This window comes from Rhodococcus sp. MEB041 (genome assembly GCF_030208955.1).
Taxonomy (GTDB): Bacteria; Actinomycetota; Actinomycetes; order Mycobacteriales; family Mycobacteriaceae; genus Rhodococcoides.
The window spans coordinates 1,071,202-1,090,609 of the sequence record NZ_JARVSZ010000002.1 but is presented as its reverse complement, the minus strand read 5'-3'; the positions used below and the strand labels follow the sequence as shown (position 1 = coordinate 1,090,609).

The 19,408-nt window shown below is 69.9% G+C and carries 19 protein-coding genes; 6 read left to right on the top strand and 13 right to left on the bottom strand.

What is annotated here, in order from left to right; genetic code table 11:
• Window position 1 precedes the first annotated feature (1 nt).
• The 3 genes from QRN16_RS09100 to QRN16_RS09090 are packed head-to-tail and all read right to left on the bottom strand — an operon-like array spanning window position 2 to window position 2,868.
• Window positions 2-874 (bottom strand): sugar phosphate isomerase/epimerase family protein, encoded by an 873-nt coding sequence (locus tag QRN16_RS09100; RefSeq protein ID WP_056448610.1) that lies wholly within the window; start codon window positions 872-874, stop codon window positions 2-4.
• A gap of 1 nt (window position 875) precedes the next feature.
• A complete protein-coding gene (locus QRN16_RS09095; RefSeq protein ID WP_027505593.1) occupies window positions 876-1,910 on the bottom strand; it encodes a Gfo/Idh/MocA family protein in 1,035 nt (344 codons plus the stop codon).
• Window positions 1,911-1,944: 34 nt separating this feature from the next.
• Entirely contained in the window at window positions 1,945-2,868 is a 924-nt protein-coding gene (locus tag QRN16_RS09090) for a sugar phosphate isomerase/epimerase family protein (protein ID WP_285185746.1), read from the bottom strand.
• Between the two features lie 161 nt (window positions 2,869-3,029).
• Here QRN16_RS09090 and QRN16_RS09085 point away from each other — a divergent pair, with 161 nt between their 5' ends.
• Window positions 3,030-4,031 carry a LacI family DNA-binding transcriptional regulator gene (locus QRN16_RS09085; protein ID WP_037185774.1) on the top strand — a complete coding sequence of 334 codons (1,002 nt, stop codon included), beginning with the start codon at window positions 3,030-3,032 and terminating at the stop codon, window positions 4,029-4,031.
• Here QRN16_RS09085 and QRN16_RS09080 read toward each other — a convergent pair.
• Complete coding sequence (locus QRN16_RS09080) at window positions 4,010-4,279, bottom strand: WhiB family transcriptional regulator (RefSeq protein ID WP_027505596.1); 270 nt, start codon at window positions 4,277-4,279, stop codon at window positions 4,010-4,012. The two genes, QRN16_RS09085 and QRN16_RS09080, sit on opposite strands and share 22 nt — an antisense overlap.
• Before the next feature lie 114 nt (window positions 4,280-4,393).
• On the opposite strand from QRN16_RS09080, the gene QRN16_RS09075 reads away from it, so the two are divergent.
• Window positions 4,394-5,314 (top strand): MSMEG_6728 family protein, encoded by a 921-nt coding sequence (locus QRN16_RS09075; RefSeq protein ID WP_285185744.1) that lies wholly within the window; start codon window positions 4,394-4,396, stop codon window positions 5,312-5,314.
• Window positions 5,315-5,317: 3 nt separating this feature from the next.
• Here the strand turns inward: QRN16_RS09075 and QRN16_RS09070 are convergent, their stop codons facing one another.
• The 3 genes from QRN16_RS09070 to QRN16_RS09060 are packed head-to-tail and all read right to left on the bottom strand — an operon-like array spanning window position 5,318 to window position 9,184.
• Window positions 5,318-7,069, bottom strand: coding sequence for an ABC transporter ATP-binding protein (locus QRN16_RS09070; RefSeq protein WP_285185740.1), 1,752 nt, complete (start codon window positions 7,067-7,069; stop codon window positions 5,318-5,320).
• The gene (locus tag QRN16_RS09065) at window positions 7,066-8,769 is read right to left on the bottom strand and encodes an ABC transporter transmembrane domain-containing protein (RefSeq protein WP_222638482.1); all 1,704 of its coding nucleotides are present in this window, start codon (window positions 8,767-8,769) and stop codon (window positions 7,066-7,068) included. Before QRN16_RS09065 ends, QRN16_RS09070 begins: the two co-directional genes overlap by 4 nt.
• A 49-nt stretch (window positions 8,770-8,818) precedes the next feature.
• Window positions 8,819-9,184, bottom strand: a complete 366-nt coding sequence (locus tag QRN16_RS09060; RefSeq protein ID WP_027505600.1) for a PLD nuclease N-terminal domain-containing protein — start codon at window positions 9,182-9,184, stop codon at window positions 8,819-8,821.
• Window positions 9,185-9,397: 213 nt separating this feature from the next.
• Here QRN16_RS09060 and QRN16_RS09055 point away from each other — a divergent pair, with 213 nt between their 5' ends.
• Window positions 9,398-9,694 (top strand): hypothetical protein, encoded by a 297-nt coding sequence (locus tag QRN16_RS09055; RefSeq protein ID WP_027505601.1) that lies wholly within the window; start codon window positions 9,398-9,400, stop codon window positions 9,692-9,694.
• A 10-nt stretch (window positions 9,695-9,704) separates the two neighbouring features.
• Complete coding sequence (locus QRN16_RS09050) at window positions 9,705-10,430, top strand: CDP-alcohol phosphatidyltransferase family protein (RefSeq protein ID WP_222630079.1); 726 nt, start codon at window positions 9,705-9,707, stop codon at window positions 10,428-10,430.
• On the opposite strand, the gene QRN16_RS09045 is transcribed toward QRN16_RS09050, so the two are convergent.
• Window positions 10,363-11,226: a YhjD/YihY/BrkB family envelope integrity protein gene (locus tag QRN16_RS09045; RefSeq protein ID WP_285185733.1), complete on the bottom strand. Its 864-nt coding sequence runs from the start codon at window positions 11,224-11,226 to the stop codon at window positions 10,363-10,365. The genes QRN16_RS09050 and QRN16_RS09045 overlap by 68 nt on opposite strands.
• Window positions 11,227-11,376: 150 nt before the next feature.
• Between QRN16_RS09045 and glgX the strand changes: the two genes are divergently transcribed.
• Window positions 11,377-13,431: a glycogen debranching protein GlgX gene (gene glgX / locus QRN16_RS09040; RefSeq protein WP_285185732.1), complete on the top strand. Its 2,055-nt coding sequence runs from the start codon at window positions 11,377-11,379 to the stop codon at window positions 13,429-13,431.
• Window positions 13,432-13,467: 36 nt separating this feature from the next.
• Here glgX and QRN16_RS09035 read toward each other — a convergent pair whose 3' ends face one another.
• The 4 genes from QRN16_RS09035 to QRN16_RS09020 are packed head-to-tail and all read right to left on the bottom strand — an operon-like array spanning window position 13,468 to window position 16,908.
• Window positions 13,468-14,595: a TetR/AcrR family transcriptional regulator gene (locus QRN16_RS09035; protein ID WP_285185731.1), complete on the bottom strand. Its 1,128-nt coding sequence runs from the start codon at window positions 14,593-14,595 to the stop codon at window positions 13,468-13,470.
• Window positions 14,592-15,701, bottom strand: coding sequence for a sulfate/molybdate ABC transporter ATP-binding protein (locus tag QRN16_RS09030; protein WP_285185730.1), 1,110 nt, complete (start codon window positions 15,699-15,701; stop codon window positions 14,592-14,594). The genes QRN16_RS09035 and QRN16_RS09030 overlap by 4 nt, the downstream gene beginning before the upstream one ends.
• Entirely contained in the window at window positions 15,698-16,519 is an 822-nt protein-coding gene (locus QRN16_RS09025; RefSeq protein ID WP_374198290.1) for an ABC transporter permease, read from the bottom strand. The genes QRN16_RS09030 and QRN16_RS09025 overlap by 4 nt, the downstream gene beginning before the upstream one ends.
• On the bottom strand, window positions 16,516-16,908 hold the full coding sequence (locus QRN16_RS09020; RefSeq protein ID WP_027505607.1) for a TOBE domain-containing protein: 393 nt from the start codon (window positions 16,906-16,908) through the stop codon (window positions 16,516-16,518). Before QRN16_RS09020 ends, QRN16_RS09025 begins: the two co-directional genes overlap by 4 nt.
• Window positions 16,909-17,389: 481 nt before the next feature.
• Between QRN16_RS09020 and QRN16_RS09015 the strand changes: the two genes are divergently transcribed.
• Window positions 17,390-18,604: a L,D-transpeptidase gene (locus tag QRN16_RS09015; RefSeq protein ID WP_261769329.1), complete on the top strand. Its 1,215-nt coding sequence runs from the start codon at window positions 17,390-17,392 to the stop codon at window positions 18,602-18,604.
• A gap of 4 nt (window positions 18,605-18,608) precedes the next feature.
• On the opposite strand, the gene QRN16_RS09010 is transcribed toward QRN16_RS09015, so the two are convergent.
• Window positions 18,609-19,358, bottom strand: a complete 750-nt coding sequence (locus tag QRN16_RS09010; protein ID WP_231476309.1) for a M23 family metallopeptidase — start codon at window positions 19,356-19,358, stop codon at window positions 18,609-18,611.
• Between the last annotated feature and the right edge of the window lie 50 nt (window positions 19,359-19,408).

Below are 19,408 nucleotides of genomic sequence, written 5' to 3'. Positions count from 1 at the left end.
ATCAGGCCCGGTACTTCTCGACGTACCGGGTCATCGTCTCGAGCTGGTAGCGGGAGACGTCGTGGGCGTTCTCGTTCTCGGCGAACACACTCGACACCATGACGGTGTCGTTGTCGTAGAACCCGAGTGAGCCCAGGCCGCCGAAGAACTGGTCCCAGTCGACGTCTCCGTCGCCGATCTTCAGGTGCTGGTGCACCCGCACCGCGTTGCCGGGTGGGTTGGTGATGTACCGCAACCCGTGCGAACGGTGATGATCCATCGTGTCCGCCACGTGCACCAGACGCACCATGTCCCCGGCGGCGGCCATGATCGCCGGCAGGTCACCACCCATGTGGAACTGGTGGCACGCCACGATCACCATCCCGATGTTCGGGGAGTTGATCCCGCGGATGGTGCGGATCGCGGCGAGCCCGTCCTCGACGAAATCGTCCGGATGCGGATCGATCAGGACGTCGAGACCCTCGCGCTCGATGATGGGGACCAGTTCCTCCATCGACCGGTAGAACGCCCGCTCGGACTCCTCCGGCTTCTCCGGTCGACCGGAGAACTCGGTGTTCATCGTCGACACCCCGAGGTCGACGGTGATCTGGATGGCGCGTTTCCAGTAGCGGACGGCCGCCTCGCGGGCGTCCTCGTCGGGACCGGACCAGCGCAGCACCGGCAACACCGAGGCGATGCCGACGCCGGCGTCCGAGCAGGCCTTGCGGAACTTCGCGACCAATCCGTCGTCGGCCTTGGGATGGTTGAAGAACGGGATCATGTCCACGTGCGGCGTCAGCTGCAACCACTCGTACCCCAGATCGGCGACCACGGCGGGCAGCTCGAGCAGCGAATGCGAGTGATGAAACGGCGTCGGATCGAGCGCGATCTTCATCTCAGGCTCCGACGATGGACGAGCGCTGCACCATCTCGACGGCGACCGGGGCACCGGACTCGAGCGACTTCACGCCGGCCTCGCACACCGCGGCTGCAGCGTATCCGTCCCACGCTCCGGGGCCGTCGACGTAGTTGCCCGTCTCGGCGCCGGCCTTCACCGCGTCGACCCAGCGCTGGATCTCGGTGTCGTAGGCCTGGCCGAAGCGCTGCACGAAGCCGGGAGTGATGGTGCCGCCCCAGGTTCCGGGAGCGGACTTGCGGACGAGGCCGACGTCGAGACCGATCATCGCGCTGCCGTGCTCGGCCACGACCTCGGTGCGCACCTCGTAGGCGACGCCGGTGGTGACGAACACCTCGGCGTCGACGTGTCGACCGGACTCCGTGGTGAAGATGGCGATCTGCGGATCCCGCAGGCCCTGCGGTGCCGACGGATTGGCCGACGGGCTGATGATCTGCACCGACGTGATCTCCTCGTCGAGGAGGAAGCGCGTGACGTCCACCTCGTGCACCAGCGAGTCGCGCACGATCATCGCGCTGTCGAAGTGCGGCGGCACGGCGGGGTTACGGTGTGCGCAGTGCACCACCAGCGGACGGCCGAGCTCGCCGGAATCGATGAGTGCCTTGAGCTGGTCGTACTCGGTGTCGAAGCGGCGCATGAATCCGACCTGGATGAGCTTCTTGCCCAGCGCGGCCTCGGCTTCCACGACGGCGAGGGACGTGGCCACATCGGTGGTCAGCGGCTTCTCGCACATGACGGGCTTGCCGTGCTCGAGACACGCGAGAAGCTGCTTCTCGTGGGTCGGGCCGGGAGTGGCCAGGACGACGGCGTCGACCTCGGGGTCGGCGATCGCGTCGAGGGGATCCTCGACGACGCGGCAGCCGGGGATGGTCGCGGCGAGCTCGTGGGCCTTCGCGCTGACGTAGTCGTTGATCACGGCGACGCGGGCGCCGGTGATCTTCGAGGTGATGCGGGCGACGTGATCGGCACCCATCATGCCGACACCCAGGACCGCGATGCGGAGTTCGGTGGTCATCGTGTCAATCCGTTTCTGTAGGTGCGAAGTGTGGTCAGGCGAACGTGACGGCGGGAATGCCGCAGGAGCCCAGGTACTTCCGGGTGCGCTGCGCGATGGGCAGGGGAGCGTCGACGGCGCACGGGTACATGTCCTGCTCGACGATCGCGAAGATGTCCGCGGTGAGCTTGCCGTCGTCCGCGAGGCGCTCGATGGTCTTCAGGAGCGGGGGCATGTCCGGGATGCCGAGCGGCGGTTCCGTCATGGCGCCGAGCTTGACGGCCTCGCCGAACGGCAGATCCTCCGCTGCGACCCTGGCGCGGACCTCCTCGTTCACCTGCTTGAGGTGGAGGTACCCGATGCGCTCGGGTGCCCGCTCGATGATCGCGATGTTGTCACCGCCGCAGTAGCTGATGTGGCCGGTGTCGAGGCACAGGTTCACGAACTCGCTCGAGGTGCCGTCGAGGAAGCGGTACACGTTCTCCTCGGTGTCGACGTGGCTGTCGGCGTGCGGGTGGTACTGCGCCATGACGCCGTACTGCTCGAACATGCGCTTACCGAGCTCGTTCATGCCCTCGGTCTTCTTGCGCCACTGGTCCGCCGTGAGGTCGCGGTCCTCGAGCACCGCGCCGGTGGAGGGGTCACGCCACATCTCGGGGATGACGACGACGTGCTTGCCGCCGGCGGCGGCGGTCAGCTTGGCGACGTCCTCGATCTGAGTCCACACCGCGTCCCACGCGTCGTCCTGGTGGAGGTGTTCGAACACCGTGCCCGCCGACAGCTTGAGACCCCGAGAGCCCAACTCCGACAGCAGCTTCTGCGGATCAGTGGGCAGGTAGCCGTACGGGCCCAGTTCGATCCACTCGTAGCCCGACGCCGACACCTCGTCGAGGAAGCGGCCGTACGGGGTCTGCTGAGGATCCTCGGGGAACCACACTCCCCAGGAGTCGGGGGCGGATCCGACGCGAATCGTGCTCATGTCTCGGGGGTTCCTCTCGAAGAATGTCCGGCGCTCGTGCTGTGGCACTAACGCGCTTAAGTAACGCGCTTAAGCTACTATGAGGTGGATCACGCTTCCGTGTCAAGCCCCGTCCCAGAGGAGTGCCGGTGTCCACGCCGCCCCGCAGCCGCAAGACGACGATGAGTGACGTCGCCGCTCTGGCGGGAGTGTCCCGGACCCTGGTGTCGTTCGTCCTCAGTGGCAAACCGGGTGCGAGTGACGACACTCGCGACCGTGTCCTGGCCGCTGCGCGCGAACTCGACTATCGACCCGACAACGCCGCGCGACTCCTCGCGCGCGGGCGGAGCAGGACGTTGGGGGTCGTGATCGACGTGCGACAGCCGTTCCAGGCCGATCTCGTGACCCACATCTATCCCGTGGCCGAGGCGGCCGGGTACGAGGTGTTGCTGTCCGCGAGCGCGCCCGGCCGGGACGAGACGAAGGCGATCGAGGCGCTGCTCAGCCATCGCTGCGAAGGCGTGATCCTGCTCGGTCCGTCGTCCTCACCCGAGTACGTCGCGCATCTCGAGGAGCGGGCGGTGGTGGTCATGATCGGACGGGCCCTGCCCGCCACCGACTTCGACATCGTGCGCAGCGCCGACGACCACGGAGTGCGTCAGGCGGTCGACCACCTCGTCGGTCTCGGGCACGTGGACATCCACCACGTCGACGGTGGTACCGACTCCGGTGCGACCGAGCGTCGCGCCGCCTTCCGTGCCGCGATGGACGAGCGCGGTCTTCCCGCCGTGGTGTGGCCGGGTGCGCACACCGAGGAGGCGGGCAGTGCCGCCGGAACGCGCATGGTCGCCGAGCGGCGGGTGCCCACCGCGGTGATGGCCGGCAACGATCTGTGCGCGGTCGGACTGATGGACGCGTTCCACCGTGCCGGAATCGCTGTGCCCGATGATGTCTCGGTAGTGGGATACGACGACAGCGAGCTGGCGCACCTCTCGCGCATCGATCTCACGACCGTCCGGCAGGACGCCGAGGGTCTGGCCGCGACGGCGGTGCGGTTCGCCATCGCCCGCCTCGAGGACGAGAGCCTCGCGCCCGCCGAGCTGGTGGTCGAGCCGTCACTCGTCGTGCGCGGGAGTACCGGGCCCGTGCGCACGGTCGCGCGTCAGACGGCCCGGCGCACCTGACGCCGTTCGCGGGCGGTCAACCCGCCCCACACTCCGTACGGTTCGGCGGACTCGAGAGCCACTTCGCGGCACCGAGCGATCACCGGGCAGTGTGCGCACAGCCTCTTCGCGATCTCCTCGCGTTCGCGGGCAGCTCGTCGTCCCTCTCCGGCGGGGGAGAAGAACAGGTCGCTGCGCTCGCCGCGGCACACCGCGGCGAGACGCCACTGCCCGGAGTCGGTGGAGCTCGTCTCGACGGAGATCGTCATGACACACGATGCTGTCGCAGTGAGAGGGGTCGGCACAGGGTTCGACTCGAGCAGGTCGCAACTCCGCAGAGGCACCCTCGTTTCGACGCGGCCCTCGTCGGTCACCCTCTCGGGATGCAGACGTTCCTCCCCGATCCCGGCTTCGCCCGCAGCGCACAGCTGCTCGACGACAAGCGGCTCGGGAAGCAACGCGTCGAGACCTTCCAGATCCTGCGCGCCCTGGTGTGGCCCTCCTACGGGTGGAAGAACCACCCGGCGGTGGTGATGTGGCGGGGATTCACCCCGGCGCTCGTGGCCTACGGGATCGCGACCTGCCGGGAGTGGGCGGCCCGCGGGCGGGCGGAGGCCCTGGAGGCACGGCTCCTCGACTACAGCGACGGGCGTGCGTGGACGTACGACGAGTTGCGCGACGACGGCCGACTGCCGCCCTGGCTCGGTGACGACTCGGTGCACGCGAGCCATCGTCGCGCCCTGGCCGCGAAGGCGCCGCAGGCGTACCCGGCCGACTGGGCGGGGGCGATCGGGTACGTCTGGCCCGGATCCCTCTTCCCGCGCTGGCCCCTGACGGTCGGCGACACCACGCCCAGTGCCGTGGTGTCCTCGATGATCGAGATGGGCGCGCCCGCAGAGCTGTTCGACCCGGGTACGGAGGAGTGGTCCGCCCTGCGGGCCCTGCACCGTGGCCGATCCGCGCAGGTGCGGACGACGAGCCCCCGTCTGCTGACGGTCGCTGCAGCGCTGGTGCGGCCGGGCCGCACGGCTCTCCTGCTGGACACCGACCCGCTCGCTCCCGACCTCCCGCTGCCCGAACCGTCCGCCGAGCCGGGCGGCACGGTGTCGGCGTCCGTCGCGCGCGAGCCGACCCCCGAGGACGTCGAGGCGATGCGGGCAGAGGGCCGCGATCCCGGGCGTCTGCGCGTGTTCCGCCGTGGCGCGACCGTGCGCGATGCCGGGGAGTACGCGCTGGTGGTCACGTCCGGTGCCGCGGTGCCGGGCGAGCTCGCGGCTGTTCCGTCGCTCCGTCTGACGACGTGAGGACTAGCGCCCTCGCCACGCGGACCAGAGTTCGGAGTACCGGCCGCCGGCCTCCACCAGGTCCCGGTGCGGCCCCTGCTCGACGATGCGGCCGTGCTCGAGCACCACGACGCTGTCGGCGCTCGCCGCCTGGGTGAGGCGGTGGGCGACGACGATAGTCGTCCGTCCGCGAGTGGCGGCCCGGGCGGCCTCCTCGAGGTCGCGCGCGCCGGCGCTGCCGGCCTCGGCGGTGGCTTCGTCGAGGACGGCGACCGCCGGATCGGCCAGGACGATGCGGGCCAGTGCGATCTGTTGCGCGCGAGACGGAGTCAGCTCGACGCCGCCCTCGCCGACCACCGTGTCGAGACCGTCCTCGAGGGTGCTCACCCACGAGTGCGCGCCGACCGTCCGCAGCGCGTGTTCGACCGTCTCCCGATCCGCGTCCGGTGCCGCGAGCCGCAGATCGTCGATGAGCGGTCCGGCGAACACGTGCACCTCCTGGCTGACGATCGCGACGTGCCGGCGCAGTCGATCGGAGCCGATGTCGTCGAGCGACACCCCGCCCACCCGAACCGATCCGGAGTCCGCTCGCATCGAGCCCGCCACGAGCGCGGCGATGGTGGACTTGCCGGCGCCGGTCGAGCCGACCAGCGCCACCGTCGTGCCGTCGTCGATCCGCAGATCGATCCCGTGCAGGACGTCGTCGACCCCGTCGTAGGAGTGGCGGAGGTTCGTCACGACGACGGTGCCGTCCGCGGGCTCCGCCTCGGTCCCGGGGGAGCGGTCGTCGGGCAGATCGATGACGCCCACCAGTCGTGCGAGGGAGGCCCCGGCCGACTGTATGTCGTCGAACGAGTACAGCAGCATGCCGATCGGGTTGAAGAGTCGGTGGAACAGCAGTGCCGCCGCGGTGGTCTGACCGACGGTGACGGCGTCCTCGCGCACCAGGAGGAAGCCGACGGTGAGGATGGCCGAGAGGCCGACGCACTCGGCCCGGTTGCTGCGCGAGCCGAACCGGGTGAAGAGACGGAAGACGGTGACGGCGATGTCGCGAGCCTTGCCGGACGATGCGTCGATGCGCGCGAGGTGCTCACCCTCCATGCCGTACGCCCGCACGGTGCGGGCCCCCTGCATGCTGCTGACCAGAGACTGGGCGCGCTCGCCCATCGCGACGCGCTCGGCGGCGTACATCGGGGCGGACCGCGGCAGATACCAGTGCAGGGCCATCACGTACATCGGGATCGCGACCATGCCCGCGAGTCCCAGACGCCAGTCGAGCCCGAGCATCGTGATCAGACTGAGCAGGACCAGCAGCACGGCGGCGAGGATGTTCGGCACCACTTCGCCGAGCGATTTCGCCATCACCGCGATGTCGTCCCCGACGCGGGAGAGCAGGTCTCCCTTGCCGACTCGCTCCAGTGTGCTCACCGGGAGGTGGAGTGCGCGACCGAGGACGCGCTCGCGCAGCGAGGCCAACATCTTCTCGCCGAGCAGACTGACGGTGTAGGCGCCGATCCCGGTGAAGACACCGCCCGCGACCGCCGCGGCGCCGATGACCGTCACGACACCGACGATCGTGGACGTCGGTGCGCCCTCGGTCACCCGATCGACGAGCATGCCGAAGACGTACACGGGAATCAGCGCCATCGCCGCCGCGACCACGCCGATGGCGACGGTGAGCGCGACCGATCCCCGCCGCGCACGGAGTTCGCCGCGAAGGAACGTCCAGCATCGCCGTCCACTCGCGATGGGCAGCAGTGCGGTCGGTTCGGTCATCGCAGAACCGCCTCTCGGTAGCGCTCGTCCGTCTCCGCCAACCCGTGGTGGGTGCCGACGGTCGCGACGCGCCCCTCGTCGAGCACGACGACGCGGTCGGTGACCGCGAGGAGCGCGGGGCTGGTGGTGATGAGCACCGTCGTCTGGGTGCGGGCGTCGCCGTCGTGACGCAGTCCCGCGATGCCGGTGGCGATGGCGTGTTCGGTCACCGCGTCGACGGCGGTGGTCGGATCGTGGAGGACGAGTACCGGTGGCTGCGCCGCGAGTGCGCGGGCGAGGGCGACTCGTTGGCGTTGCCCACCGGACAGGCTGGCACCGCGGTCGGTCACCGGATGGTCGAGACCGCCGTCGTGCATGGCGACGATGTCGGTGACGGCGGAGGCGGTCACCGCGGCGTCGAGGTCGCTCCCGCGGTCCAGGGCGATGTTGGACCGCACCGTGCCGGCGAACAGATCCGACGTGTGCGGTTCCACCAGCACGGTGCGGCGGACCTCGGGGAGCGCGAGCTCGGTCACGTCGACGCCGCCGACCGTCAGCCGTCCGGTGACGTCGTCGGGCGACACCTGCCCGGAGAGGACGGCGGCCAATGCATCGGCGTCCTGCGGCCGGTAGGCGACGACGCCGACGATCTCACCGCGCTCGAGATGGAGGTCGAGATGCGTCAAGGTCCCGTAGGACAGGTCGTCGAGTCCGACGGACGAGGTGTCGGGGGACCGCGTACCGGTGGAGGTGACCACCGGGTCGGCGCCGAGAACCAATGCCAACCGGTCCGCTGATCCGCGGATGACCGCGAGGAAGCCGGGAAGTCGGGAGAGCGAACTCAGCGGCTCGATGAGGAACTGCGCCAGTCCGACGACAGTGATCAGCTCGGCGACGGAGATCCGGCCCTCGAGAGCGAGGAACCCGGCCGTGCCGGCCACGGCGGCGGACAGCAGCGCGCCCACCGTCGCCGAGACACCGAGATACACGCTGTTGCCACGGGCCAGACGCATCGTCGCGGCCAGTGCACGTCGGCTCGACTGCACGAACCGCCGGGACGCGACGTCCTCGGCGCCGATACCGCGAAGGGGCCGTACGCCGCTGACGAGATCGGTGGCGAGACCTGAGACGCGGGCCACCTCCGCCTGCTGATCGGTCGCGGCGCGGGTGAGGAACGGCGCACACAACTGGAGGAGAAGGAGAAGGACAGGCGTGCCGATGACGACGGCCAGCCCGAGCGGCACATCGATGACGAGAAGTGCCACCGCCGTGACGACGAGGGCGGTGACAGCGGCGGCGACCCGGGCGATGGCGTCGAGCGCCCACGAGGTCTTCTCGGCGTCCGAGGTGCTGACCGTCAACAGCTCGCCGGGGCCGAGATCGACCTGGACGCCGCGCGGGTCGAGCACGCGTCCCGCGACCTCCACGCGTAGCAGGTGTGCTTCCCGCTCGATCGCGACGACGATGATGCGGGCGCCGATGCGGTACGCGTAGGAGAGGACGACGAACAGGCCCGCCAGCCCCAGCAACGAGACGATCATCGCGGTGACGTCGCCGGTCTCGACCGCGCGGCCGATGATGAGACCGATGGCGACCGGCACCATCGTCTCGCAGAACTGGTGCACACAGAACAGGGCCGACGAACCGACGAGTCGCACACGGTGGCGCCGGGTGGTGCGGCGCAGGATGGCCCCGCCGGTCGACGGAGGTGCGTCATGCATTAGCCGACCCTAACCCACGTGGCCGACCGGTCGGGACGACGCGTACGCGTCAGTCGTGCTCGGGATTCCTGGTGCGACGGGCGGCGTCGCGCTGCTGCTGAGCGCGTTCCCGGCACCGACGCAGGAACTCCTCGTCGGACTCGGAGTTCGTCGCGACAGCGCGGCCGGGACGGACGTCGTACTCGGGGAAACGGGTCGCCCTCGGTCGGCGTCCCGCGTCGGGACCGCCCCAGATGCCGCCGCCGACGGGCCGGCCCGCCACGAGCCAGGCCACGGACCCGGCGAGAGGAAGGAACACGACGAGCAGGAGCCAGACCGTCTTCGGGAGGTGACGGATGCCACCTTCGTCGGCCGTGATGACGTCGATGAGGCAGAAGATCCAGAGCACGGCGACGATCAGGCCGAGATAGGGCACGGGCGCGTCCTCACGTAGAGCGGTTCACGTCCCGATTCACGAACCGCATGGTCTGTTGACGCGCTCACCCTAGCGCCCGACGTCGCCCTCGTCACTCCGTACGAGCCGTCGCGGGGGTAGGTGGTTCCGAATGCCCTCTGTGAGCGCCCACCGACCGGGTTTCCCCCGGCGGTCCGACGGGCATGCACGGATGTATCGACGAAAGGACAAGTCGTGGTCGCGCAGAACGAGAACGAGCAGCCGCAGGATTTCGCACGCACCACGCGTGCGCACGCCGGTGAGGCCATCACCGACAGCCGCGCATGGCCGGGCTACTTCCTGATGGCGCTGGGCTTCGTCGCGCTCGGACTGGGCCTGACCGCAGCGGGCGGCGGCTTCGAGGGATGGGTGCTGGTCGCCGGCATCGCCTGCCCGGTTCTCCTGCTCGCCGGCCTCGCCGTGGTCCTGCTCGAGCGCAAGCGCGTCAAGGCGGCCGAGGGCAAGTCCCTCACCGATCCCGGTGGTCACTGACCACGATCACGTGACGGGTTCCGATGCGTCGGAACCCGTCGTCACCGTGCCGAGAACTCGCACGCAGTACTTCCGTGCGTGGTCCGAGCTGCACGGAGGGTACGACGTGCACTCGTCGGCACTGGTGCACGGCTGGCTGACCATCACGTACGTTCTGGCCCGTCCGCTCGCTCGGGCGCGCGTCGCCCCCACCGCGGTCACCGCTGTGGGGGTTCTGTTCGCTGTCCTCGCTCTCGCCGTCGCGGGTTCCGGTCCGTGGGGCGCCGGCGCGGCGGCACTGCTTCTCGTCCTGTCGGCGCTGGTGGACAGCCTCGACGGCGCCGTCGCACTGCTCCGCGGTCGATCGACGGCATTCGGCTACGTTGCCGACTCGGTGGCCGATCGACTCTCGGACATGCTCGTCTTCGCGGTTCTCCTCGTGCTGGGAGCGCCCGCACCCCTGGTGGTCGCGGTCGCGCTGCTCACCCTGTTGCACGAGACGGCGCGGGCACGCGCGGTGTCCGCGGGGATGGCGTCGATCGGAGTCGTGACGGTGTGGGAGCGCCCGTCCCGCGTGATCGCCGTCGTGGTGACTCTCCTGGGAGCCTCGGTGGTGGACACCGGTCCGCTGTTCGGCACCATCGGTGCCGCCGTGTCCCTGATCCTCGCCGTCGTCGGCTTCAGTCAGATCAGCGTGTCGATCCATCACGCTCTGAGTGCGCTTCCCGCTCCGCGACCCGGTCGCACTCGAGAGTGAACACCCAGCCGATCAGCACGATGATGTGCAGCAGGAACAGCCACAGCACCGTGGCGACGGCCGCTCCGACGGGTTCGAGGCCGCCGAACGGGCCCGACCAGTCGATGGGTATCGCGAGGAACAGCACGTAGCCCTGCAGGAATCCCGAGACGAAGGACGCGGTGGTCAAGGCACCGATCGCGACGGCCGTACGCGAGAGGGTGGTCGGCGCGACCACCCGGTACGTCCATCCGATGGGTACGGCGAGCACCAGCCAGACGGTGACGAATCCGAGCCAGACGCGGAACGCTCCCGCGCCGATGCCGCCGTTCACCGAGGCGAGTGCGTTGCCCACCACGAGAACGGGGATGGTGAGCAGTGGCGTGACGATCAGGACCGGGAGCGCCGACGCGCGACCGCGCCAGCCGACGAACGATTCGCGCACGGGCTCGTAGACGAGCAGGGCCCGTCGCATGCCCTCGCCGTAGAAGGTGGCGGGCAGGATCGCGACCAGGCCGCCCAGCCACCCGAGGTGGGTCCCGGCGTCGAACAGGGTCCGCACCGCACCCGGGGCGCCCGCTGCGCCCGGCAGCTGTCCGGCGATGGCGTCTCCGTACCCGACGACGGTCTCCTCGCCCAGCAGCAGCGTGGTGAGGCGCAGACCCAACAGCAACATCGGCACGACGGCGATGCCGCCGTAGAACGTGATGCCCGCCGCCACCAGGGCCGTGTCGCGCGCCGCCAGCCGACGTCGCATTCCCGCCGCGACGGCCGTTCGTTCACGCACGATGCGTCGAGTCGTGCGGACGCCCGTCATGGGGCATGTCTACCCGGTGGCCCGTGCGCTCAACCTGCACCGTTTCGTCCGGGCGGTGCGCGGGTAAGAACGCTGGGACCCGCACGACTTCCGTGGGTGACTTCCGGTCCCTCCACGAGCTGGACCTACGACAGAGAACTGGTGCCATCAGTGACACGACAGCCTTCCACCCCCTACCCCCCGGGTGTCAGTCTTCGACCCGACGGGAGCGCGAACGTCGCGGTCTACACCGAGACGGCCGAGTCGGTGACCGTCGTCACGTACGACGAGAACGGTACCGAACTGTCGTCGACGACACTGCCGGAGTACACCGGCCACGTGTTCCACGGCATCGTCGAGAACATGTCCGTCGGAACGCGTTACGGATTCCGGGTCGACGGCCCGTGGGATCCGGCCGCCGGGTTGCGCCACAACGCCGCCAAGCTCCTCCTCGACCCCTACGCGAAAGCCGTTGCGGGGTCCGTGGAATGGGACGAAGCGGTGTTCTCCCACCATCACGACGAGCCCGAGACCCGCAACGACGCAGATTCCGCGCCCTTCATGCCGCGGTCCGTGGTCGTCGACGACTCGTTCGACTGGGGAGACGACGCCGCGCCGCGAATCCCGTTGTCCGAGTCCGTCGTCTACGAGGTGCACGTGAAGGGCTTCACCCAGCTCGACGAGAACGTGGACGAGGCCGTCCGCGGGACCTACGCGGGTCTCGCGCATCCGTCCGCCATCGAGCACCTGACACGGCTGGGCATCACCGCCGTCGAACTGCTGCCCACGCATCAGTTCGTCCAGGACTCGCACCTGCTCGAGGAGGGTCGCCGGAACTACTGGGGATACAACTCGATCGGCTTTCTCGCGCCGCACAACGAGTACAGCAGTGCGGGCGACACGGGTGGGCAGGTCACCGAGTTCAAGTCGATGGTCAAGGCGCTGCACGCGGCCGGCCTCGAGGTGATCCTCGACGTGGTCTACAACCACACCGCCGAGGGCAACCACCTCGGACCCACCCTGTCCCTCAAGGGAATCGACAACGCGTCCTACTACCGGCTGGTCCCCGAGGACCACAGCTCGTACTACGACACGACGGGAACGGGCAACAGCCTGAACGTCGGCCATCCCGCCGCACTCGCCCTCATCATGGACTCGTTGCGCTACTGGGTCACCGAGATGCACGTCGACGGCTTCCGCTTCGACCTCGCGAGCACCCTGACCCGTCAGGACGAGGACCTCGACCGACACAGCGCGTTCCTCGACATGGTGCATCAGGATCCGGTGCTCGCCCCGGTGAAGCTGATCGCCGAGCCGTGGGACACCGCCGGCTATCAGGTCGGCGGCTTCCCGGCGCGCTGGTCGGAGTGGAACGGTAAGTTCCGCGACGACGTCCGCGACTTCTGGCGCGGCGAGGAGGGTAGCCTTCCCGCTCTGGCGCAACGTATCTCGGGTAGCCCCGACGTCTACGAGAACGATCGCCGGCCCACCCTCGCGAGTGTCAACTTCATCACCGCGCACGACGGCTTCACTCTCGCCGACCTCACGATGTACGACGAGAAGCACAACGAGGAGAACGGCGAGGACAGCCAGGACGGGGAGTCCGACAACCGGTCGTGGGGATGCGGCGCGGAGGGTCCGACGGACGATGCGGACGTCAACGCGCTGCGCGATCGCCAGCGCCGCAACTTCCTCGGCACGCTGCTTCTCTCGGCCGGCGTTCCGATGCTCCTGGGAGGCGACGAACTCGCGCGCTCGCAGGGCGGCAACAACAACGCCTACTGCCAGGACAACGAGATCTCGTGGTTCGACTGGGCGGTCGCCGACGACGCACTCGTCGAGTTCACCACGGCGCTGATCACACTCCGCCGCGAGCATCCGGCGCTGCGTCCGGTGTGGTTCCGCCACGGCGAGGACGACACCACCACCGACACGAGCGGCGGTCGACCCGACACGATCGACTTCCAGCGCGCGGACGGCGTCGCGATGGGTGACGACGACTGGACCACCGGATCGAACAAGTCGATCGCCGTGCTGTTCAAGTCGTCGGCCGAGGACACCGTGTTCCTGTGGCTGATGAACGCCTCCGACACCCCGGTCGAGTTCACCCTGCGCGACGAGACGTGGTCGCTCACGATCTCGAGCGACCCCGAGCAGCAGGTGGGCGAGGACCCGACGTCATTGCTGGTACGAGACAGGTCGTTCACGCTGCTGCAGGCTCAGTAGCCGGTCGCGGCACGGCAGATCCGACGCGGGCCCCGATCACCGATGTGGTGATCGGGGCCCGCCGTCGTCCACACCCAGCATCGCGGTGATCACCGCGGCGAGCCGACGCTCGTCGACGTGCCGTGACAGGTCGTTCACCACGGTGAACGCTGCTTCGACGAGAACCGACGACTGTGCCCGCGAGCGTCCCGGCATCGTCGACGCGAGGAGGTGCACCCACTCTCCGCGCTCCTGGCGAGCCATCACGGTGAGCTCGCGTGCCGTCGCCGGACCGGTCGAGAGGCCGTGGCGCCGGAGTACCCGCAGTGCCGGCGCCCGCGTCGCGAGGGCCACGCGCCGCCGCGCCAGTCCGGCCAGCGCCTGGTGCGGCGTGTCCGACCGGGCGAGCACACGCGCCGTCTCGTCTGCCGCCCGGCGCGCGGCGCCGAGGCACACCTCGTCCAGCACCACGGTCTTGCCGCCGAACCAGCGGTACGTGCTCGATGCCGCGATGCCCACCGAGGAGGCGATGGCCGCCATCGTCACGTCGGCGGGCTCGTTCTCGTCGAACAGCGCCGCGGCCGAGCGCAGGAGTGCGTCCCGTCGCCCGACGGGCGGGACGCCGCGCGGGAGATCCGGATCGTCGACGGCGTCCGGCAGGTCCGCCGAGAGGACCGCGGCGCACGCGGAGTCGAGAACCTCGAGCACCGCGGCGGCGGGGACGGCGAGGCGGTGCGTCCCGATGCTGGAGAGGGTGGACAGCACCGCCCGAGTCGTGACGTCGGAGTCGCGAGAGGGCCGAAGGATCGGATCGGCACGACGTGCTGCCGCGGTGACGGCATCGAGAACCGTGGTCACCGAACCGATGTCGGGGTCGTGCAGATGCGGGCGGTCGCGGCGCAGCGTGCCGAGCGAGCGGCGCACGGTGAGGGCGCCGAGAGCGAGCGCGTGGTGATCGGCGGGAGCGCCCTCCCGAGCGATGCGCCGTTCGAGGCGTTCGACCGCGGTCAGATGCAGCGTGCGGAGCAGGTCGTACTTCGAGTCGAACCACCGATACACCGACGGCCCCGAGACGCCCGCGGCCGCCGCGACGTCGTCGATGCCGACGGCCGCGTAGCCGCGGGCGCCGAACAGATCCGCTGCCGCGTCGAGCAGTCGCCGCGGCCGTGGCGACCCACCGGTCACCGCGGTGTGGGCGCGCCGGGAGCCGCGGCGTGCAGTGCCACCTCGCCGGCCTTGACGACGAAGTGGACGCGACGGCCGGGCACGAGGTCGAGTTCGGTGGCCGCCGCGACGGTGACGTCGGCGTGCAGCGCGGGCAGACCCGCGGCCGCGGTGGACGTGATGCGGACCGACGAGCCGGTGGACTCCACGTGGCCGATCTGCACGGGCAGCACGTTGCGGGGGCTGCCCCGCGGTGGGTCGACGAAGACGGAGACGGCGGTGGGATGCAGCAGGGCCACCGCCGATGAGCCCGCGTCGAGAGGATCCGGGGCGCGGCCCTGCACGGCGACACCCGACGCGGTCGTGAGCGTGTCCGGAGCGGTGATGGTGCCCTCGATCGAGTTCACTCCGACGAGGGCGGCCGCGAACCGGGTACGCGGAGCCGTCAGAACGTCGCGGACGGTGCCGTGTTCGACCACTCGGCCGGCGTCGACGACGGCCACCTCACCGGCGAGCGTCAGGGCGTCGACCCGGTCGTGGGTCACCAGCAGGGTGGTGCGCGAGGTCTCGGCGAGTACCTCGCGGAGCACGCGGCGCATGGCCGGTGCGGACTCGGCGTCGAGCGCCGCGAACGGCTCGTCGAGCAGGAGCACGTCGGGGTCCGCCGCGAGTGCGCGGGCGAGGGCGACGCGTTGGGCCTGTCCGCCGGACAGTGCGCGCGGCCGCCGATCGGCGAGGTCTGCCGCGTCGACGGCCTCGAGCCATCGGCGCGCGAGTCGCTCGGACTCGGCTCGTCCGGCACCTCGTGCGCGGGGCGCGAAGGCGACGTTCGCCAGCGCGGACAGGTGTGGGAACAGCAGCGCGTCCTGGGCGAGGAGAGCCACCCGTCGGCGATGCGGCGGGACGTCGATGCGCTGCGCGCTGTCGGTGAGGGTGCGCGCTCCGATGCGGACCACGCCGTCGTCGGGCCGGACGAGTCCGGCCACCATCGACAGCAGCGTCGACTTCCCGGCACCGTTGGGCCCGAGGATCGCCACCACACCGCCCGACGGCACCGTGAGCGTGAGGTCGGCGCCGCGTGCTCGGTGACGGACGTCGAGTACGACCGAAGTGTCGGTGGGTGTCACAGCACGCCTGCCGGACGCCGACTGCGAGTGAGGATCACGATGACGATCGCGACGACGATGAGGACCAGCGAGAGGGCCACCGCCGCATCGGGATCCGTCTCGCGCTGGAGGTATATCTCGAGCGGGAGGGTGCGGGTGACGCCCTGGAGCGACCCGGCGAACGTGAGGGTGGCGCCGAACTCGCCGAGCGCGCGGGCGAAGGAGAGCACCGCACCCGACGCCAGCCCGGGCAGGACCAGGGGAAGGGTGACCCGCAGCAGGACGGTGCCGGGTGAGGCTCCGAGGGTCGCGGCGACGACCTCGTACCGCGTGCCCGCCGTGCGCAGTGCGCCCTCGAGACTGATCACGAGGAAGGGGAGGGCGACGAACGTCTGCGCGAGGACCACCGCGGTGGTGGTGAAGGCGATGTCGATGCCCCATGCCCGCAGGTGTTCACCCAGCAGTCCCTGCCTGCCGAACGCGTAGAGCAGGGCGAGCCCACCCACCACCGGGGGCAGGACGAGGGGAAGCAGGACGAGTGCGCGCACGACGGCGACGATCCGCCCGGTCGACCGCGCGAGGACCAGGGCCATCGGCACCCCCAGCAGGATGCAGAGGACAGTGCTGGCGGCCGCCGTGCGCAGGCTGAGCAGCAGCGCGGCCCGGGACGACTCCGAGGTGACGAGCGGAACGAAGCGAGCCACGTCGACCGAGAGCAGCATCGCCACGAGAGGGAGCACGACGAGCGCCGTGCCGAGTCCGGCCGGCACGAGGATCCAGGCGGGCGGACGCACCGCGTCGCGGTGGCCGCGCGTCCCGCCCGCGAGGCCGGAGATCACGGTGTCTCGACGATGACGGTGGTCGCCTTGACCACCGCGACGGCGACGCTGCCGGGTTCCAGTCCGAGTGTCCGCACCGATTCTGCGCTCATCAGCGACGTCACGGTGAACGCCCCGCACTGCATCTGTACCTCGGCCATCACCGTGTCGACGACCACCGAGGTGACGAGTCCGGCCAGACGGTTGCGCGCGGAGCTGACCGTGCCGCTCGGATCCGGCGGTGCGGCGGCGCGGGCCCGAGCGTGCGCCGCGAGCGAGGCGCCGTTCACGACGGTGCGTCCGGCCGAGTCCTTCGACGTCTCGACGACACCACTCTCGATCCACCGGCGGACGGTGTCGTCGCTGACACCGACCAGGGCGGCGGCGTCTCGGACACGCAGATCACTCATCGGGTCGCACGCCGGAACGAGACGGGGCGCGGCGCAGATGCGGACGACGTGGGACCGAGGGCGCGCATCCACGTGATGCTAGCGGCCGGGAACAGACTCGGGGGTGTCGGCGTTGCACAGCTCGACGGAGTCGGATCCATGCCCCGGGTACCACCCCTTTCGCCGCTACGAGCGGCCTTCTGCCGAGAGGCGCACGGCCGACCCCGTCCTCGATGCCGCCGAGTTCACGCTCGGCGGCATCGTGCTGTGCGGGGTCGCTTGTGACGCACACCAACAGCACCCGCGATCATCGAAACGGGACGCCCGGTCCGCATTCCCGCTGGCAGAGGCTCCGGACCGCTGGTGGGGAGCCGGGTCGATGCTCGATCGGTACTCGACCGTGACCGTGTTCCCCAGCTCCGGAGTGGTGAGAAATCCCAGGTGGATGGCATCATGTGCGTGATAGCTGATGGTTCGGGCGCAGGTGAGTGGAGTCGAGAGAATGACGATGTCGTGGGGTAGGACCCGTCGCGGGCGCTCGACTCTGGTGGCCGCGATGACGGTGCTCGCACTCTCCGCGGCCGGGTGCACGGCGGGGTCGGGTCAGACACCGACGGCGGCTCCCGCGCCGATCGACTCCAACCCGCTGTCGGAGCTCATGAAGCCGAAGGTGTCGTTGCCGGCGCCCGACGCGTCCGTCGGATTCTCCCCGAGTGCTCCGGTCGCGGTGACCGTGGCGGACGGCACCCTGTCCGAGGTGACGCTCACCGACGACGCCGGCACCCCTGTCCCCGGAGCCCTGTCCGAGGATCGGTCGTCCTGGACGAACAGCGAGGTGCTCGACTACAACGGCACCTACACGTTGCGTACGCGGGCCTACGGTCTGGGCGGTGAGGCGTCGTCCGTCTCGTCCTTCACCACCAGTTCGCCGGACAACGTCACCAAGCCGTACCTGCTGCCGTCCGAGAACGAGATCGTGGGCATCGGCCAACCGGTCGCCGTGCAGTTCGACGAGCCGATCCCCGACAAGATCGCCGCGCAGAACGCGATCACCGTCGTGACGGACCCGCCGGTCGAGGGTGCCTTCTACTGGGTCAACCAGAAAGAGGTGCGGTGGCGCCCGCAGAACTACTGGGCTCCCGGCACCCGCGTCACCGTGACGGTGGACGTCTTCGGTCGCGACCTCGGCGAGGGACTCTTCGGCCAGGAGAACGCGTCGTCGTCCTTCTCGATCGGTGACGCCGTCATCGCCACCGCGGACGACGCCACCAAGCAGGTGACGTTCTCCGTCAACGGAGTCGACGTCAAGACCATGCCGACGTCGATGGGCAAGGACAGCTCGCCCACCGACAACGGGGTCTACATCATCGGTGACAAGTTCGCGTCCATGGTCATGGACTCGTCGACCTACGGCGTCGCCGTGGACTCCGCGCAGGGCTACCGCACTCCGGTCGACTGGGCGACGCGAATGTCGTACAGCGGCATCTTCTTCCACTCGGCGCCGTGGTCCGTCGGATCACAGGGCTATTCGAACGTCAGCCATGGTTGCCTGAACCTGAGCCCGTCGAACGCGAAGTGGGTCTACGACAACACCAAGCGTGGTGACATCACCGTCGTGAAGAACACCGTGGGTGGAACGCTGTCGGGTACCGACGGACTGGGCGACTGGAACATCCCGTGGGACGAGTGGAAAGCCGGCAACGCCCAGTCCGTCTGAGCCGCTAGACCTTCAGGCCCAGAGCGGTGAGGTAACCGACCGGGTCCACGGCCTCGCCGCCGCGTCGCACCTCGAAGTGCAGGTGCGGGCCGTTGGAGTCGCCGGTACTGCCGACCGCGCCGATGGCCTGACCGGGAGCGATGGTGTCACCCACGGCGACATCGATGCGACTCTGGTGTCCGTAGAGGACCTCCGTGTCGCCCTTCTGGATCTTCACCAGGTTGCCGTACCCGTCGCCCGCGTCACCGGCCTGCGTGACGGTGCCGCCGGTGACCGCGTAGATCGTGGTGCCCTGCGCGGCTCCGAGGTCGATGCCCTCGTGGTTCTGCCGTCCGCCGCCGGTCGGGTTGTTGCGCCCGCCGTAACCGGACGTGACCTCGAAGGTGCCGGGCGTCAAGGGGAGTCGTGATCCGCCGACGCCCAGCGGGGCCGCCTGGAAGGGCGACGTGGCGTCCGGCGCGGCGTCGGGAGTCACCGGGGTGAGGGTGATGTCGCCGAGAACGAGCCCCGCGACCTCCTGCACCAGCACGCCCGTCGCGTCGAAGACGGCGGCGAGGATCGCCGCCTGCTGCTTGGCGCTCAGCGGAACACCGGGAATCTGGAACGCGGGCAGAGCGGGGAGCGGCGGAAGCGCGGGTGCTGCTGCGGCCGTGGGTGTCCCGGCGAAGAGCAGAGCTCCGGTGGCCGCGACGCCCACCATGGCGGCGGATCCCCAGCGACCACGGCGGCGCACCGGTGACGGCGATGCGTCCACGGTGTCCTGTGATGCGGTGTTCGAGTGTGATGTTCGGTGCACGAGCTACC

Coding starts and splice junctions, on each gene's coding strand:
- QRN16_RS09065 (WP_222638482.1), bottom strand. CDS start 8,769: ATGCATGACGCACCTCCGTCGACCGGCGGGGCCATCCTGCGCCGCACC.
- QRN16_RS09015 (WP_261769329.1), top strand. CDS start 17,390: ATGACGATGTCGTGGGGTAGGACCCGTCGCGGGCGCTCGACTCTGGTG.
- QRN16_RS09100 (WP_056448610.1), bottom strand. CDS start 874: ATGAAGATCGCGCTCGATCCGACGCCGTTTCATCACTCGCATTCGCTG.
- QRN16_RS09090 (WP_285185746.1), bottom strand. CDS start 2,868: ATGAGCACGATTCGCGTCGGATCCGCCCCCGACTCCTGGGGAGTGTGG.
- QRN16_RS09020 (WP_027505607.1), bottom strand. CDS start 16,908: ATGAGTGATCTGCGTGTCCGAGACGCCGCCGCCCTGGTCGGTGTCAGC.
- QRN16_RS09070 (WP_285185740.1), bottom strand. CDS start 7,069: ATGACCGAACCGACCGCACTGCTGCCCATCGCGAGTGGACGGCGATGC.
- QRN16_RS09075 (WP_285185744.1), top strand. CDS start 4,394: ATGCAGACGTTCCTCCCCGATCCCGGCTTCGCCCGCAGCGCACAGCTG.
- QRN16_RS09045 (WP_285185733.1), bottom strand. CDS start 11,226: ATGACGGGCGTCCGCACGACTCGACGCATCGTGCGTGAACGAACGGCC.
- QRN16_RS09085 (WP_037185774.1), top strand. CDS start 3,030: ATGAGTGACGTCGCCGCTCTGGCGGGAGTGTCCCGGACCCTGGTGTCG.
- QRN16_RS09080 (WP_027505596.1), bottom strand. CDS start 4,279: ATGACGATCTCCGTCGAGACGAGCTCCACCGACTCCGGGCAGTGGCGT.
- QRN16_RS09095 (WP_027505593.1), bottom strand. CDS start 1,910: ATGACCACCGAACTCCGCATCGCGGTCCTGGGTGTCGGCATGATGGGT.